Raw genomic sequence first — 14,671 nt, 5'->3', positions numbered from 1 at the left:
TCTTTCATTGATTGAAATAGTTTTCTAAACCTTTTCGAATTCCTGCGGCTGCATTCTTTTGGAACGCTACTGAAGCTAATTGTGCTTCTTCCGTAGGATTGGATATATACGCTAGCTCTACTAAAACAGAAGGAAGCTCATTCATACGATTGACATAAAAAAGTTGTTCTTTAACGCCTTTATTGTAAGTACCGATCGTTTTCACTAAGTCTGATTGAATACTCTTTGCAAGTGTTAAACTCTTCGGACCATTAAAGTTCACGGTCGCATTGTAATAGGTAGTAGTCCCCTTGGAAGTTGCATTAAATGAGTCTGCATGAATGCTGATAAATGCATCGTAATCTGATTTATTGGCAATATCTGTACGTTCTTTTAATTCTAAAAATACATCAGTGCTTCTCGTTAGGACAACTATTGCTCCGGCAGCCTCTAATTCCGCTTTCAATGCCTTAGCTGTCGCAAGTGTTACATCTTTTTCTTTTACCTTATTCGGACCAATAGCCCCAGGATCCTTTGCACCGTGACCTGCGTCCACTATAATTTTCTTCCCGACTAAGCCTTTTGGAACTACTTTAATCGTAAGTTCTTTATCAGAATCTCGAATTGTGTACGTATAGTTGGAATTGAATGTTATTAATAAAACAGATGTACCACCAGCTACTTGTTCGACTTTCATACTGTCGACACCAATAACTTTAGATTTAATCTCGTTAATTTGAGATAGATTACCATAAACTCTTAAAACATTAGTAGATGGCATCGTATAGGTCAATTTAAATTTAGATGGTTTAGACCATACTAGGTAGTCTTGTCCATTTCTCACTTCTGTTTTACCATTTGTTAATTGGATTGGTGATCCGTCAGATAATAGAGATGCTTGAATCCAACCTCTTTTTTCATTTTGAGTTTCAATATTTACCCAACCATTTAATGTTCGTAGTACCCTTACAGGTGTATTTAAGTTTATTGTATCTACTTTTTTCGACGTATCACTTGCTCCACTAAAAACAGTGGAAGTTTTCGTACCATACTTTGTTGGAATATCTTCATTTACTTCAAAATCTGGAATCCATCCTTCGACACCTTGAGATGTGAGAATCTTAATCCAAGCAGTTCCGTCAGAGATTAATTCATTTAAAATCGTAAAGGCAGTATTTCTTGGCAGTCCTACTATAATCTTAGAATTAAAGGAACTATCCGTATACATTAATGCATTAAAACGTTGAATTATGCCCGATTCCTCATCAATGTCTGGTGTTTCATCCGATTTTTCTACGATTGAAATAACAGATTGATGTATCCATGCGTCTCCATTGCTCGTGCTCACTTTATACCATTTTTCTTGATTTGCATCTGCTGCATATTCGGATGATATAAATTCGTCATTTTGTTTGGATTGTGTCACGACATCAAAATCAATTCCTGGGCCCGAACGCATATTGGCAACTGGTACCGAGACTTTTATATTCGTATCTATTACCACATGATCAATTTCATTTACAGGTGGTATTTCGTTTGATGGAGGTTCAGGAACTGCTGAAACACTTTCAAATGAATCTGCAGGAACCCAGCCTTTTTTCCCAACCGCATAAGTTACTTGATACCATTTTTCTTTTGAAGCATTTGTAAACTCTTGGTGAATCGAAAGTTTGGTACCTACAGCTAAAGTTGCAACCGTTTTATAACTCTTCGTAGCTCCTGAGTATACGGAAGTTTGTTTAATTACCACTTTGTTTGCGATAGATTCTTCTTCAAAGGCTGACGCAAGCATCCAACCTTTTTTTCCTGTAGCATAGGTTACCTGAACCCATTTTTCGTTCAATGCATTCGTAAACTCTTGATGGATTACAAGCGTTGTTCCAGGTTTTGCAGTGGAAACGATGTCATAATTTTTAGTAGCTCCTTTATGAATCGTTGTTTGGTTGACTACTTTCATCGATGTCGCTGTTTCTCCAGCTGTTGCATTCAACACGAATAAGTCAGATGTCACCCAACCTTTTTTACCCTTGTAATCTACGTTAAACCATACTTCATTTTGGGCATTTGTAAATGCACTTAATATTTTCAATGAAGTGCCTACTGGAATTGTAGCTACTACTTTATAAGAGGTTGTTGCACCACTTCTCATATTTGCAGCATTTTTCCCTATTTTTTGAGTTGTTCCTACATAAGTAGTGCCAGAAGTTGTATTGCTACCTTTTATCGCAGTAGTTGCTTTCAAAAAGTCGCTAATAATCCACCCCTCTGTAGAATTATAGGAAACTTTGTACCAAATCTCGCCTTTACTATTTTTTTCACTAGCAAGAACAGAGACGATTTGACCTGTATGTACTTTAGAAATACTATTAAACTCAGTTCCAGCTCCTTTTCTCACATTGACGTTTGCAGCTGTAAGTAAAGCTTTTTTCCCGACAAGTTGATCTATTACAACCGTTTGACTTGAGGCTGCGTAAGTAGATATTGGAGTGCTCCCTAGAACATTAATTGGCAAAAGGACAGAAGTTGCTAAAACAGAAGATGCTATTACTTTTTTCATTTGTTCCTCCTTGAATCGTGTATTTCTTCCATTTTAATAGACAAAATTAGATAAAACAATCCAACGAATGTAATTAAAACCAATGTTACAACAATGTAATATAAATATTTGTAATAAATATTACCTAAATAGTGGTTTTTAAAGATTAAATATACAACATTATAAATTGTAACCGAGATAAATGTAGTTTTTGGTATTGCCCTTATGTCAGTAAATGGGCTTTTTTGGCACTTCGAGACTAAACTCGAAGTAGGCGAGACCAGTTTGCACCTACCCGAGACCAATTCGAATCAAGTCGAGACCAGCTCCCTCAAACCCGAGACTAATTTCCCTAGCACAGTGATCAAACCAGAAAACTGCACAAAAAAAAAAAGAGTAAAACGAGTGGTCATTGCGACCTAATCGTTTTACTCACCGATTGTTAAATCAGTTACTGATTTACTTGTGTTTATTTCGCTTTGTGCATTTTGCCCGAAATCATCTAGATTTAGTTTCAGTTGTCGTTTAACTTCTTCTAGTGAATCATCTTTTGGAATGTAGTAATAGATACCTTTTCGTGTATCATCATTTCCTTCGAGTTGTAATTGTTCGATAGGGGATGACTTTATTTTTTGATACATTTTGATCAAGCTAAAGTATTCCGATGAAGGAATGTTCGTTTTCACGTTGTTTCCAACATCTTTAATCATATCGTCGATTTTCGTAACATTACTTAAACTTGTAGCTTTATTAATAATTTCTTGAATAACCTTTCTTTGTCGCTCATTGCGTCCCAAGTCTCCTAGAGGATCTTTTTTACGCATTCGGACATAAGCAAGTGCTTCATTTCCATTTAAGAACATGGATCCTTTTGTATAGGTCATCCATTTTAAACTACCAGTAAGTTGGGCTTTAAACGTAAATGGTACGTCTACATCTACCCCGCCTACCGTGTTAACAATATCTTCAAATCCTTGGAAGTCCGTTGAAACATAATAATCTATTGGAATATCTAGAAGCTTTTCCAGAGTATTAATCGTATAATTTATGCCCCCAAATGCATAAGCATGATTGATTTTATCCTCATATCTTAAATCAGGTATATAAACTCTCGTGTCACGTGGAATACTTACCATCGATATTTTTTCCGTTTTCGGATTAACAGTAGCTACCATTAAAACATCCGAACGACCATACTTTGCCTTTTCTTGATTGTCAATTCCGGCTATTAGCATTGTAAAAGCTGAATCTTCCGCTTTAGCACTATTAAACTTTTTAGTAGAATTATTATTTTTATCTGTATCACGATCTAGCGGTTCATACATTTTTGTTATTGCATTTTTCGTCTGCAAAGACAAATTAGTTGCAAAAACAATAACACCTGAAAGCATAACCATTAAAACAATGAGTACCGTATATAAAATTTTTCTTCTCGTCTTGGATTTGCGTTTTATACGACGCGAAGTAGCCATATTAATTACCTACTTTACTTATAAAATATAATCTCACCAATTATACATAAAATTCTTCTACATGTATATCGAAATGACTATTACTATTTCGTAAGGTTATCCAATAGATCTTTTACAATGGATGACCAACTATATTCGTTTATCGCTAAATTTCTTCCATTCGCTTGCATTTCTTTCCGATCTTCTTCATGCATCTCGACAAATTTATACATGGTATGTGCAATGGAATCCACGTTTTCAGGTGTCGCAACTAGACCAATTCCATTTTTAGAAATAATTTCAGCACTTTCTCCTTTTCCACAATAAAGCACTGGAACACCAGATGATGCTGCAGGAAAAATCTTCGACGGTCGTGCACCTTCAAATAATTTCAAATCACGTAAAGGTACAATGCTAACATCTGTTACAGAAAACAATTTTGGCATTTCTTTTAAAGGAAGATGACCTAAAAATGAAACATTCATAAGTCCCAATTCTTCCGTCAACTGATGAAGCTTTTCTTCTTCTGGACCTGCTCCGGCAATCAAAAAATGCACTTGTGGCAAGGTTTCCTGCATTTTTTTAGCTGCATATAAGATAAACTCTAAGCCTTGTGCATATCCTAGATTCCCACCATAAGAAAAAACAAACTTATTTTGTAAACCAAACTTTTCTACGTATTCTTCGTCTCTTTCGGCTGGTTGGAAAAATGTCGTATTTACACCGTTTGGTAACACAAAAACTTTATCCTCAGGCTGAGAATGATTCATAATATAGGATTTTATACCATCTGTAGCAGTTGCTATTTTCCATGAATGCTTATAAAGGAAAGACTCTAAAATTTCCGCAAGCTTAATAAAAAACTTATTTTTTACAAGCCCTAGTTTTACTGCCGATTCGGGCCAAACATCCGCTACGTTGAATACAAATTTAGCACCCTTAAGTTTAGCACTTAATAAGCCAGTTAACCCCAAAAATATGGGAGGTGAATTCACGATAATCACATCTACTTTACCAGCTTTCAATAGCCCATAAAATGAACTAAATGTAAATGAAAAATAAGACACTAAACGTTTATAGAAAGTCCCTTTTTTCGAAGGGTAAATCCATGTGCGATGGACTGGAATACCATCCCACATTTCAAATTCATATTTCTTTCCTTTATATTCATCCGGAATAACACCATGTGGATGATGAGGAAAAGCAGTGACTACTTGAATATCATGACCTTGTGCCAATAGTTCTTTGCTAACCTCATATACACGGATTTGTGGAGCTCCAGTTTCAGGTGGAAAATGTTGACATAAATAAACAATACGCATAGCTATCACCGCTTTATTCTCTCAATTTGTTCTTCAAGTATGCAAGTAACGGTTCTCTTAAATCATCCCGCTTTAATGCAAAGTCAAAAGTTGCTTGTAAAAACCCAAATTTATCTCCAACGTCATATCTTTTACCTTTAAATATGTAAGAGTAAATAGATTCTTTCTTTAATAATGAATCAATTGCGTCTGTTAACTGTATTTCACCTTTTGCATCTGGTTGAACTTTTTCCAACTCCTCGAAAATGGCTGGAGTTAATATATAACGTCCAACAATTGCTTGGTTGGATGGAGCATTCTCAATAGAAGGTTTTTCCACTAATCTTTTCACTGAAAACAAGTTGTTTTCCGCTTCACTATAGTCGACAATGCCATATTTATGGACGTCTTCTATCGGAACTTCATTTACCCCTAAAATACTACTGTGGACTTCCTCATACTTTTCAATCATCTGTTGTAAAGCGGGAACTTCTGCATCAATAATGTCATCTGGAAGTAGGACTGCAAATGGTTCATTTCCAATAAACTTTTTCGTACATAGTATAGCATGTCCTAAACCAAGCGGTTCTTTTTGACGCATGTAATGAATGTCCACAAGGTTAGAAATATTTTCGACCGTTTCTAGCAATTCTAGTTTACCCGTTTTTTTCAAAAGAAGTTCTAATTCGATTGACTTATCAAAATGATCTTCCATTGATTTTTTGTTACGTCCTGTCACAATGATAATGTCTTCAATTCCAGAAGCAATTGCTTCTTCGATAATGTATTGTAAATTTGGTTTATCTACAATTGGTAACATTTCTTTTGGTAATGCTTTGGTTGCAGGAAGAAAACGTGTCCCAAAACCTGCTGCAGGAATTACCGCTTTTTTTATCATGTCCATTCACCTTTTCATTTATATTTTTTATACAATGAAAGCATATAATGAGCATTATCAATCCAGCTGTAATGCTCTTTTACATGAGCTACTCCAGCTTTACCCATCGAAGCTCTTAGGTCACTATTTCTAGCCAATTTTTTAAATGCATTAGCTAGTTGTTCTGGGCTATTTTTGTCGGTTACGATTCCAGTCACATCTTGTACGACTACTTCTGGTAAGCCTCCTACATTTGATACTACAACAGGAACGCCGCAAGCCATTGCTTCTACTGCTGCAACCCCAAAGCTTTCACTATCTTCAGTAGATGGTACAGCAAAAATGGACATTTTACGAATTATATTTGGTACTTCTGTATTCGGTACTTTCCCTGTAAACGTAGTAACGTGCTCAATTCCCATATTTTTTGCAAGTTCTTCGTATTCCGCTCTTTGTGGACCTTCTCCTGTAATGAGAAGCTCTGAGTTTGGAAATTCTTTATGAAATAAAGCAAATCCTTTTACTAAGTCAGCGATACCGTATTTATCTTCTAAACCTTTTACTGTTCCTACAATGATTTTTTCATCCGCTTCTGCAATTGTTGACGATGGATAAAATTGTTCGATATCTACACCAAATGGAGTTACTTCTACCGGACGTTTTGTATACAGATTCGTTTCTTTCGCCATAACATGACTGGTTGAACAAATAGCAGTTGCTTTATTTAACGTAAATTCGATTAACTTTTTGTTGAGTCTACTTTTTTTAGGAAACACAAAAATATCTTTTCCCCATACCGAAACAAAATACTTTTTATAATTTACCATGGCACCTAATAAACCATAGCTTGATACAAAATGAGAATGTAATACATCTGGATTCCATTCTTTGAGCATCTTTTTCAAGGCTGGAGCAGCTGCTAAATAGGAAGCTTTCCCTGGCAACACTTTTGGTAAAATTTCCGTCGGTATTTGCTTTGCATTGTCTTCGGAATAATGATCTTTAAATGTATACACTTTAATATCGATTCCTTGAGATTGATAAAACAATGCCCATTTATGCGTATGGATCGATTTACTTGGAGCTAATAATGCAATTTTCATTGTTTACCTCCTAATAGCGCATGCGCCGCTTGTTCGGCACGTTCATTCCAAGCATGCTTTTGTAAGAATGATTGTTGAATATTGCGCTTAAATTCTGTAAAATGGGGCTCAATCGATTTCATCCCTAGGACAAGACTTGCTGCATCATCACCTGTAATAACACCGTATGGACCTGACTTTATAAAATCCTCTTGAGCCGAACAGTTCGTAGCAATAATCGGAAGTCCAGCTGTTAAGTATTCCACTAACTTAATCGGCACAGCAAAATCATTATATACCGACCTTTTTCTTGGAATAAAAGCAAAATCTACTTCCTCATATACTTGTTGTAGATCTGCTCCACTCACATGCTTTAATGTAATATACGTTTTACTTAGTTTTTCCTTATCCGAACTGCTTAACTCAGTAAACTCTTCTTCACGACAAACAATGATTAATTCGCCAATTACGCTGTCTTTATTTAACAATTCGTATGATTCTACTAATGTAGGGAGTCCGTAATCATCATTATTAATGCCACCAACATAAATTCCTTTGAAAGGTTGCTGAATAACTTTACTATCCGTATGGATTTCCGTAAATCGACCGCCAGGAGGAAGTGCCATTTTATCAGTGTTTATATTTACATATTTCCCCATCGCATCGCTTGGTAAAAATACTGTATGCATATATTTTCCGTAAAACTTTTCTTCCATCTTATAAATAGATTGCATGACGAACTTTTTTAGTCCTTTTAATGAATATAGTTCATCAAACTTCCAATATACATCTCGGTAAAAAATTCCTATTGGCACATGATGATTCTTTAGAGTTTTAAAAACATCTTTATCGATTTTCCAGTCTTTTGGTATATGCCCTGGATCGGTTAGCCACAAAGGAATTGTCTGATTTTCGGAATAACAAAACAACGTATGCTCGTATTTTTTCTCCGCTACTACCTTATTCCAAAGCATTCGTCGCTCCTTAGTAGTTCCAGAAATGACGATGATCTCAAGTCCATGTTTGTCTGCATACACTTCAAATGCCTTTAGCATTTCCACTGGACGTATGGCAGAGCCACTTTTAGGATTGGTAGCAATTGTAAAAGGATAATAAATGAGTATATTCTTCATACTTTCACTCTTTTCTTCTTCACTTTACTAATAAGAAAATTCCAAATTACCATAAAGTATTGTTCTAGAATAAATAATCCAGATAATACAACAGTCATTATCACCCAAATTGGGTTAAAGTAGAAATCTGAAACTCCCCCGACAAGCGTCCTTGGAATATTAATCGTGAAATACACAAATAGTGCAATAACAACTGGTGTTTTTCGTAAACGGATCAAGAGAATATAAAGGAGCTGAATGATAGTGGCAATGTAAACAATTGCCGCCATTACACCCATATATCCAAAGGTAGCAAAAGCTTCACCTAAGAAAATTGTATTTAATACACCACCAGTACCTTTATCCACATTCTCTGGGAAAACATTTTCCATTACCATTCGAGCAGAACGAACTTGTTCCAAGTCAAAAAAGCCAATGATAAAAGAAGGTAAACCTTTTGCCTCTAGTAGAGGAAGTGAGTGAGAAAAAGTATCCAAATGCAAGAAAAAAGGTGCAATTTGCGCTAAAATAATTCTTCCAATCGGCCCCGTATTATAAGATAAGAAGCTTCCGACTTCCTTCACACCTTGAATAGCAATATACATGATGACTAAAAGGATAATTCCAGCTACTAAATAGCCACTTATTTTCTTCCAATTAAGCTTTAAGTTATTTGAATAAACCATTGCAAGTATTAACATGATGAAATAAAAGAAAATAGGAGATTTCGCTAAATCATATGTAGAAATTAAAACAGACGATATAAATAATACAAAGAAAAGGGCCTTCCAAAACAACTCTTTCGTTTTGGCAGCATAAACATACGCAATAATCGATAATATTGGTGTTAAAGCAATTCCAAATATATTCCGTATATATACAGCAATTCCGCTAATTCCTCTCGATGCATCTATCCGCATCTTCGCTAGTTCTGATGTATTCCCTTTTAACAGTTCTAAAATTGGAAGGTTAGAGGTTTTCAGAAAAGTGTAGGCAATAGCCAAAACTGAAATACCTGAAAGAGCAAGAAATGCTAGCTGAAAAACGGTTTTATTCTTATCTACACTTGTACGAACAGGTTCATGTAGGTATCGATCATATTCTAATTGCGCATTAAAACCAAAAAGTCTTCCTACAACTAATTGCGTAAGTGGGAACAAAATCATTAATATTGTCAATAAAATAAATCCAATAATTCGATATTCTTCATGATCCATTCTTTTGATCATATAATAATCATCTATTCCTAATGCGATTAATAATCCGCCAATATAACTGGAGATAAGGAAAGAATAATAATATATTATAGAAATCATATTTGGCTTTACAAGGGAAAGGCTTCCAGAAACCTTATGGAAAAGGTATGTGGAAGCCACCACAGTAAAGAGCCATATGCTAAAAATTAACAATGCTCACACCTACTTTATTTTCATCAATTACGCCAAGATTTTTATCAAGCTAGCTCGATAAAAATCTGTTGCATCTGCCTGGGGCAGCAGCTTCATTAAGCTGAATATTCCTTCAGTAAAGCTAATACTTTTTCTGCAGTTTTTCCGTCTCCAAATACAGGCGTATAAGACGGAGAGACTTGCTTTTGTACAGCTTCCACTATTTTAGTCGTATCCGTTCCAGTTAGAATATTTGCATCCTCTATTAGCGTTTCCACCCATTCTGTTTGATCGCGAACCGTTATACAAGGCACTTCTGCAAAATAAGCTTCTTTTTGAACTCCGCCAGAATCCGTAACAATTTTCTTTGCATTCATTTCTAATGACAACATATCTAAATAACCTACTGGATCAATTACTTTTAAATTAGGAATTTGATCCAACTGGAACCCATAGTCCTCTAATATCTTCTTCGTACGTGGATGAATTGGCCACACTTTATTGTCAGGTATTTGACTAAATGCATCAAGAATTGATTTCATACGATCGACATCATCCGTATTTTCTGCACGATGAATCGTAATTAGTAAATAGTCTTTTGATAGTAATGCTTCGCGTTCCAAAATAGTAGAAGTAGATTCAGCAAGTGTTTTATTATACAGAACTGCATCATACATAACATCTCCAATATTATAAACGCCATTCGTAATGTTCTCGTTTGTTAAGTTTTGGATAGCTGTATTTGTTGGACAAAGAAGCAAACTTGAAACGTGATCCGTTAAAATACGATTTACTTCTTCAGGCATTTTCATATTAAAGCTTCTAAGACCTGCTTCGATATGTACAATTGGAATATGCAGTTTCGCAGCAGCAAGGGCACCTGCAAGCGTAGAATTAGTGTCCCCGTATACTAGCACAAAATCCGGAGTCTCTTTTAAAATAATTTCTTCAATCTTAGCTAACATTTCACCAGTCTGTTTTCCATGATTTCCAGAACCAATTCCTAAATGATAGTCTGGTTTTGGAATATTCAACTCATCAAAGAAGATATCAGACATATTTGCATCATAATGTTGTCCAGTGTGAACAATGAGTTCAGTTACTTCTTCTTCACGTATAACCCGTGAAACTGCAGCTGCTTTGATAAACTGAGGTCTTGCTCCTAATATTGTTAGAACTTTCATTTTGTTATCTCCTTCATCATCTCTATCGTATCTTTTACAATAAACGAATTTATATTATACGGATCACTATATTTTTGACCATCTTTTTTAAAAGTTAGCGATTCTACATATTGTTTATACGTAGGATAAATTCCAAACCATTCCATTGGCTCATCAAAATATTTGCGATAAAGATTTTTCTTTCGATATATTTTGCGCAATAAAGGATAGAGTAATCCATATTTGTTTCTCAATGAATTTTCTGGTCCTGGCTTTTGAGGGTATGGATAAAAATCAGGATACATTTTATGCAATGTATAATCATATAAATACTTTTTATATTTTAAATCCACTGGAATTTTACTAAAAAAGTAAATTAATCGATCATCCCATAACGGCATAGACCAATCCTGATCAAAATATTCATACACGCGAACAGAGTTAATGATAAACTTTGCTTGTCTTTCCTTCCAGTTCCATTCATCAATAATCGAAGTTACTCGTTCATTTGTAAGGTTTGTGTAATTTGATACTTCTTTCGTAACTGAATTATAGATATCACTATCTGTATAACCTAACCCACCTGTTTTTTGCCATAATCGGAAATGCTTAAGAACTATAAAATCTACTACTTCCTTCGTTGTAAACTCTTTATCAATAATCGCTTCATATGGCAAATGGCTTCCACCTAAAAAATCTAGTGAATGACCTGGGATAAAAACAGCATTTTGTAAGGACTCTTCTTCCACCAGTAACTTAGTACTAGGGAAATCTTGTAAATGTGCAGCCGATGTTCCATTACTTGCGTATAAAACATAATCTTGCCAAAGTTTTGATTTATAAAGGTCTTCCCACATTGCTTTGTCATAGGCAAAGTATTTCCACTTTAATCCTAAGCGGTCAGCAATTTCTTTACTTACCGTAGCTTCTCCATTACCAGGTCTGCCATACGTAAAAGTAACAATAGAATCAGAGAGTCCTCTATCTTTTAATAATAAAGCAATAATACGAGAATCAAATCCACCGCTTAAAGGAAGGACAATTCTACGTCCTGCTAGTCTTATTACTAAGTCATCAAATAATTCGTTTAAAATATGAGCAAGCTCTTCAGCAAAAGCGTCGATTGAGTCATGTTCTTTTTCTATTACATACGAATAATATAAATGCTTGGATGCCCGCTCATTTAAATGAACAATAGAAGCAACTTCCAACTGGTACCAATTTTGAAATAATGTTTTTTCACCAGCTACAAAGCCAGCTAATAAAAGTTCCTCTTCTGCAACTTTCTGAATGGACATAGTAGAATTTGGTTCAAGGTGATCTTGTACAATCCAGGCATTTGATTCATTTAACGTATAAAACAATGGAATAGATCTCTTTTTATCTGTAACTAAAACGATATCATTGCTAGTTTGTAAAATGAGTGCAAATTCTCCATTCCAAGCCGCGGGATCTGGAGTTGCCCCATCATCATATAGATCTGCAAAATTTTCATGGGTGACATATTGATTTTTATAGTAAAAATAACCTCTAAAAAAACCTTCATACCCCACACCTTTTATAGGATAAAATTCTTTATGTCTGAGGTTAGTTATACATTTTTTCTCCATGTCTTATCACCATTACTTTCTTTTCACAAAATATTTATCCATTCGAATAAGAAGAATTAGGACAATAAATCCAATCCAAACTCCTGCAATTAACCAACTATTTAAATCCTTTACTTGAATATAAACAATACTTACAGTTGCTGCGATTAACCAAAAGATTGTCCACGCCATTTTAAATCCCGAAAAAGGAACATAGTACAACTTTTGACTTTTGCGGAATACTAAAAACAATGCCACACAGTATGGCACAACATAAGCGATAACTGCTCCCCATATATCATACATAGGAATAACTACTATTCCTAAAACTATTGAAATAATTGCAGCAATCCCAAAAGCTATTGATACGTGTTTTGTTTGTTTGGAATAGAAAATTCCTGTTGATACAATCAAATAATAGAAATTTAAAAATGTTGCAATGGAAATTGGCGCTACATATGCATATGCACTTTGATAATTTTCAGATAACATTAAAACAACGAACGGCATAATAGTAGCCAGCGTCAATACTCCAAAACATCCTGCCAGCAAAATAATTGCATAAAAACTTGAAAATAACTTTGGACTAGATTCTTTATCTTTCATAGACATAGAAAAAGGTCTCCAAGCAAGTTGTATTCCTGTAGTCAACAATGTAATAAATGTTGCAAATTTAGTGGCAGATTCATATATACCGACATTGATTTTGGTAGAGTATTCGTTCAATAAGAATATATTGGCATTACTAATCACATAAAAAGCCAAAGATGCAGGAACAAGTGGAGTCGCGTATATTAAAATCTTCTTTAAAATTTCCCAATCAAACAAAGGACGTATGTATACGCTGACCGGTTTTATAATCACTAGCATTATAATCGCTACACTTATTAACCGCCCAATTAGAACACCTTCAAGCGATGTCCAGATAAAAGCTATTATAAGCATAGAAAATATTGCTGTTAGGAGCATTTTAGCTACTGTAGTTAACACTACTCTTTTGGTTTTAAATTCATACCGTAGTATGGTAAGCACGAGAGAAATAATAGTATCTAAAAAGAGCGTCCCAAATGCAATATAGAACAAAAATGTATATTTAGTTGAATTAAACAATAATGTGGACAACCAGTCTCCACCTGCAAAGAATACAAGCAATAATATTAAAACTATTGTTAAACGAAACGTCATGACTGAACGTACATATTTTTCTCTTGTTTCTTTATCCTTATATTCAAAATAGTAAAAAGCTAATGCAGAGTCTGTTCCGAATATGACGAGAAAAGTTAACAGGTTAAAATTGCGATCTATTAATCCTAGTACACCCATCTCTGCTGGATCCGGAAAGTAATGCGTATAGAATGGAAACAATGCAAAGGCAATCAACTTCGTTCCTACATTCATAAATGCGTAAAGGAGCGAATCCGCTCCTAAACGTTTTAGCTGAGAAAACACTTAGAGTAGTTCCTCCTCAGGTACATTTTTCAAGAATCTAGCCGGAAACCCTTTAATCACTGTTTTTTCTTCTGTATCTTTTGTAACGATTGCTCCCGCTGCTACAAAAGTTTCTTCTGCAATTGTAATGCCAGGAAGAATAATAGAAGCACCACCAACACGAGCTCCTCTTTTTACGATCGCACCTTTGATCTTATCAAAACGAGCTTCTGTTCTACCCATGAAGTTATCATTTGTCGTTGTCACACAAGGTGCGATGAATACATGATCTTCTAATGTAGAATGAGCTGTAATGTAAGAGTTAGATTGAATTTTCGTTCGGTTACCAATTGTTACAAAGTTTTCAACAGTAACATTGCGTCCAATGATAACAAAAGAACCAATCTCCACATCTTCACGAACTGTTGCCAGGTCTGCTATTAATGTACTTTCACCAATAATTGCGCCTCTATAAACAATCGTATTTGCACCAATTGTACATTCTTTTCCTAGCTGAAGAGGTGGAATTTCTTTCGTAATTTGCATCGTACTTGTTTTTGCAGGTTTTGGTTGTTTACCGACTACTGCTCCATCATCAATCGTTGTACCATCACCGATAATAGAATCTGCATGAATGGTTACACGATTTCCGACGCGAACATTGTTACCAATCTTCGCACCTTCTTCAATTACTGAGAAATGACCAACTGTCGTATTTTCACCTAGTTCAGCAGTTTCATGTATAAAGTTCATTTTCGTAGCCCC

The 14,671-nt window shown here is 35.0% G+C and carries 11 protein-coding genes; all 11 read right to left on the bottom strand.

Annotated elements, in window-relative coordinates; genetic code table 11:
* Positions 1-4: 4 nt before the first annotated feature.
* The 11 genes from ACEPXD_RS04360 to ACEPXD_RS04310 all read right to left on the bottom strand — a co-directional run bounded on the left by ACEPXD_RS04360 (position 5) and on the right by ACEPXD_RS04310 (position 14,659).
* The gene (locus tag ACEPXD_RS04360) at positions 5-2,536 is read right to left on the bottom strand and encodes an SH3 domain-containing protein (protein WP_391120289.1); all 2,532 of its coding nucleotides are present in this window, start codon (positions 2,534-2,536) and stop codon (positions 5-7) included.
* Positions 2,537-2,943: 407 nt separating this feature from the next.
* On the bottom strand, positions 2,944-3,987 hold the full coding sequence (locus tag ACEPXD_RS04355; RefSeq protein ID WP_391120287.1) for an LCP family protein: 1,044 nt from the start codon (positions 3,985-3,987) through the stop codon (positions 2,944-2,946).
* A gap of 83 nt (positions 3,988-4,070) precedes the next feature.
* Complete coding sequence (locus tag ACEPXD_RS04350) at positions 4,071-5,288, bottom strand: glycosyltransferase family 4 protein (protein ID WP_391120285.1); 1,218 nt, start codon at positions 5,286-5,288, stop codon at positions 4,071-4,073.
* A gap of 13 nt (positions 5,289-5,301) precedes the next feature.
* On the bottom strand, positions 5,302-6,165 hold the full coding sequence (galU, locus tag ACEPXD_RS04345; protein WP_391120284.1) for a UTP--glucose-1-phosphate uridylyltransferase GalU: 864 nt from the start codon (positions 6,163-6,165) through the stop codon (positions 5,302-5,304).
* Between the two features lie 14 nt (positions 6,166-6,179).
* Positions 6,180-7,247 carry a glycosyltransferase gene (locus tag ACEPXD_RS04340; RefSeq protein ID WP_391120282.1) on the bottom strand — a complete coding sequence of 356 codons (1,068 nt, stop codon included), beginning with the start codon at positions 7,245-7,247 and terminating at the stop codon, positions 6,180-6,182.
* Complete coding sequence (locus tag ACEPXD_RS04335) at positions 7,244-8,359, bottom strand: glycosyltransferase (protein WP_391120280.1); 1,116 nt, start codon at positions 8,357-8,359, stop codon at positions 7,244-7,246. The genes ACEPXD_RS04340 and ACEPXD_RS04335 overlap by 4 nt, the downstream gene beginning before the upstream one ends.
* The gene (locus tag ACEPXD_RS04330; protein WP_391120278.1) at positions 8,356-9,654 is read right to left on the bottom strand and encodes an O-antigen polymerase; all 1,299 of its coding nucleotides are present in this window, start codon (positions 9,652-9,654) and stop codon (positions 8,356-8,358) included. The genes ACEPXD_RS04335 and ACEPXD_RS04330 overlap by 4 nt, the downstream gene beginning before the upstream one ends.
* Positions 9,655-9,842: 188 nt before the next feature.
* Positions 9,843-10,910 (bottom strand): non-hydrolyzing UDP-N-acetylglucosamine 2-epimerase, encoded by a 1,068-nt coding sequence (gene wecB, locus ACEPXD_RS04325; protein ID WP_391120277.1) that lies wholly within the window; start codon positions 10,908-10,910, stop codon positions 9,843-9,845.
* Positions 10,907-12,499, bottom strand: a complete 1,593-nt coding sequence (locus ACEPXD_RS04320; protein ID WP_391120275.1) for an asparagine synthase-related protein — start codon at positions 12,497-12,499, stop codon at positions 10,907-10,909. Before ACEPXD_RS04320 ends, wecB begins: the two co-directional genes overlap by 4 nt.
* Positions 12,500-12,511: 12 nt before the next feature.
* Positions 12,512-13,927, bottom strand: coding sequence for a lipopolysaccharide biosynthesis protein (locus ACEPXD_RS04315; RefSeq protein ID WP_391120273.1), 1,416 nt, complete (start codon positions 13,925-13,927; stop codon positions 12,512-12,514).
* Positions 13,928-14,659: an acyltransferase gene (locus ACEPXD_RS04310; protein WP_391120271.1), complete on the bottom strand. Its 732-nt coding sequence runs from the start codon at positions 14,657-14,659 to the stop codon at positions 13,928-13,930.
* Positions 14,660-14,671: the final 12 nt, after the last annotated feature.

The sequence above is a fragment of the Psychrobacillus sp. L3 genome, assembly GCF_042945595.1.
Taxonomy (GTDB): domain Bacteria; phylum Bacillota; class Bacilli; order Bacillales_A; family Planococcaceae; genus Psychrobacillus.
This window is presented reverse-complemented; position numbering and strand designations above follow the sequence as displayed.

Coding starts and splice junctions, on each gene's coding strand:
- ACEPXD_RS04360 (WP_391120289.1), bottom strand. CDS start 2,536: ATGAAAAAAGTAATAGCATCTTCTGTTTTAGCAACTTCTGTCCTTTTG.
- ACEPXD_RS04355 (WP_391120287.1), bottom strand. CDS start 3,987: ATGGCTACTTCGCGTCGTATAAAACGCAAATCCAAGACGAGAAGAAAA.
- ACEPXD_RS04350 (WP_391120285.1), bottom strand. CDS start 5,288: ATGCGTATTGTTTATTTATGTCAACATTTTCCACCTGAAACTGGAGCT.
- galU (WP_391120284.1), bottom strand. CDS start 6,165: ATGATAAAAAAAGCGGTAATTCCTGCAGCAGGTTTTGGGACACGTTTT.
- ACEPXD_RS04340 (WP_391120282.1), bottom strand. CDS start 7,247: ATGAAAATTGCATTATTAGCTCCAAGTAAATCGATCCATACGCATAAA.
- ACEPXD_RS04335 (WP_391120280.1), bottom strand. CDS start 8,359: ATGAAGAATATACTCATTTATTATCCTTTTACAATTGCTACCAATCCT.
- ACEPXD_RS04330 (WP_391120278.1), bottom strand. CDS start 9,654: ATGATTTCTATAATATATTATTATTCTTTCCTTATCTCCAGTTATATT.
- wecB (WP_391120277.1), bottom strand. CDS start 10,910: ATGAAAGTTCTAACAATATTAGGAGCAAGACCTCAGTTTATCAAAGCA.
- ACEPXD_RS04320 (WP_391120275.1), bottom strand. CDS start 12,499: ATGGAGAAAAAATGTATAACTAACCTCAGACATAAAGAATTTTATCCT.
- ACEPXD_RS04310 (WP_391120271.1), bottom strand. CDS start 14,659: ATGAACTTTATACATGAAACTGCTGAACTAGGTGAAAATACGACAGTT.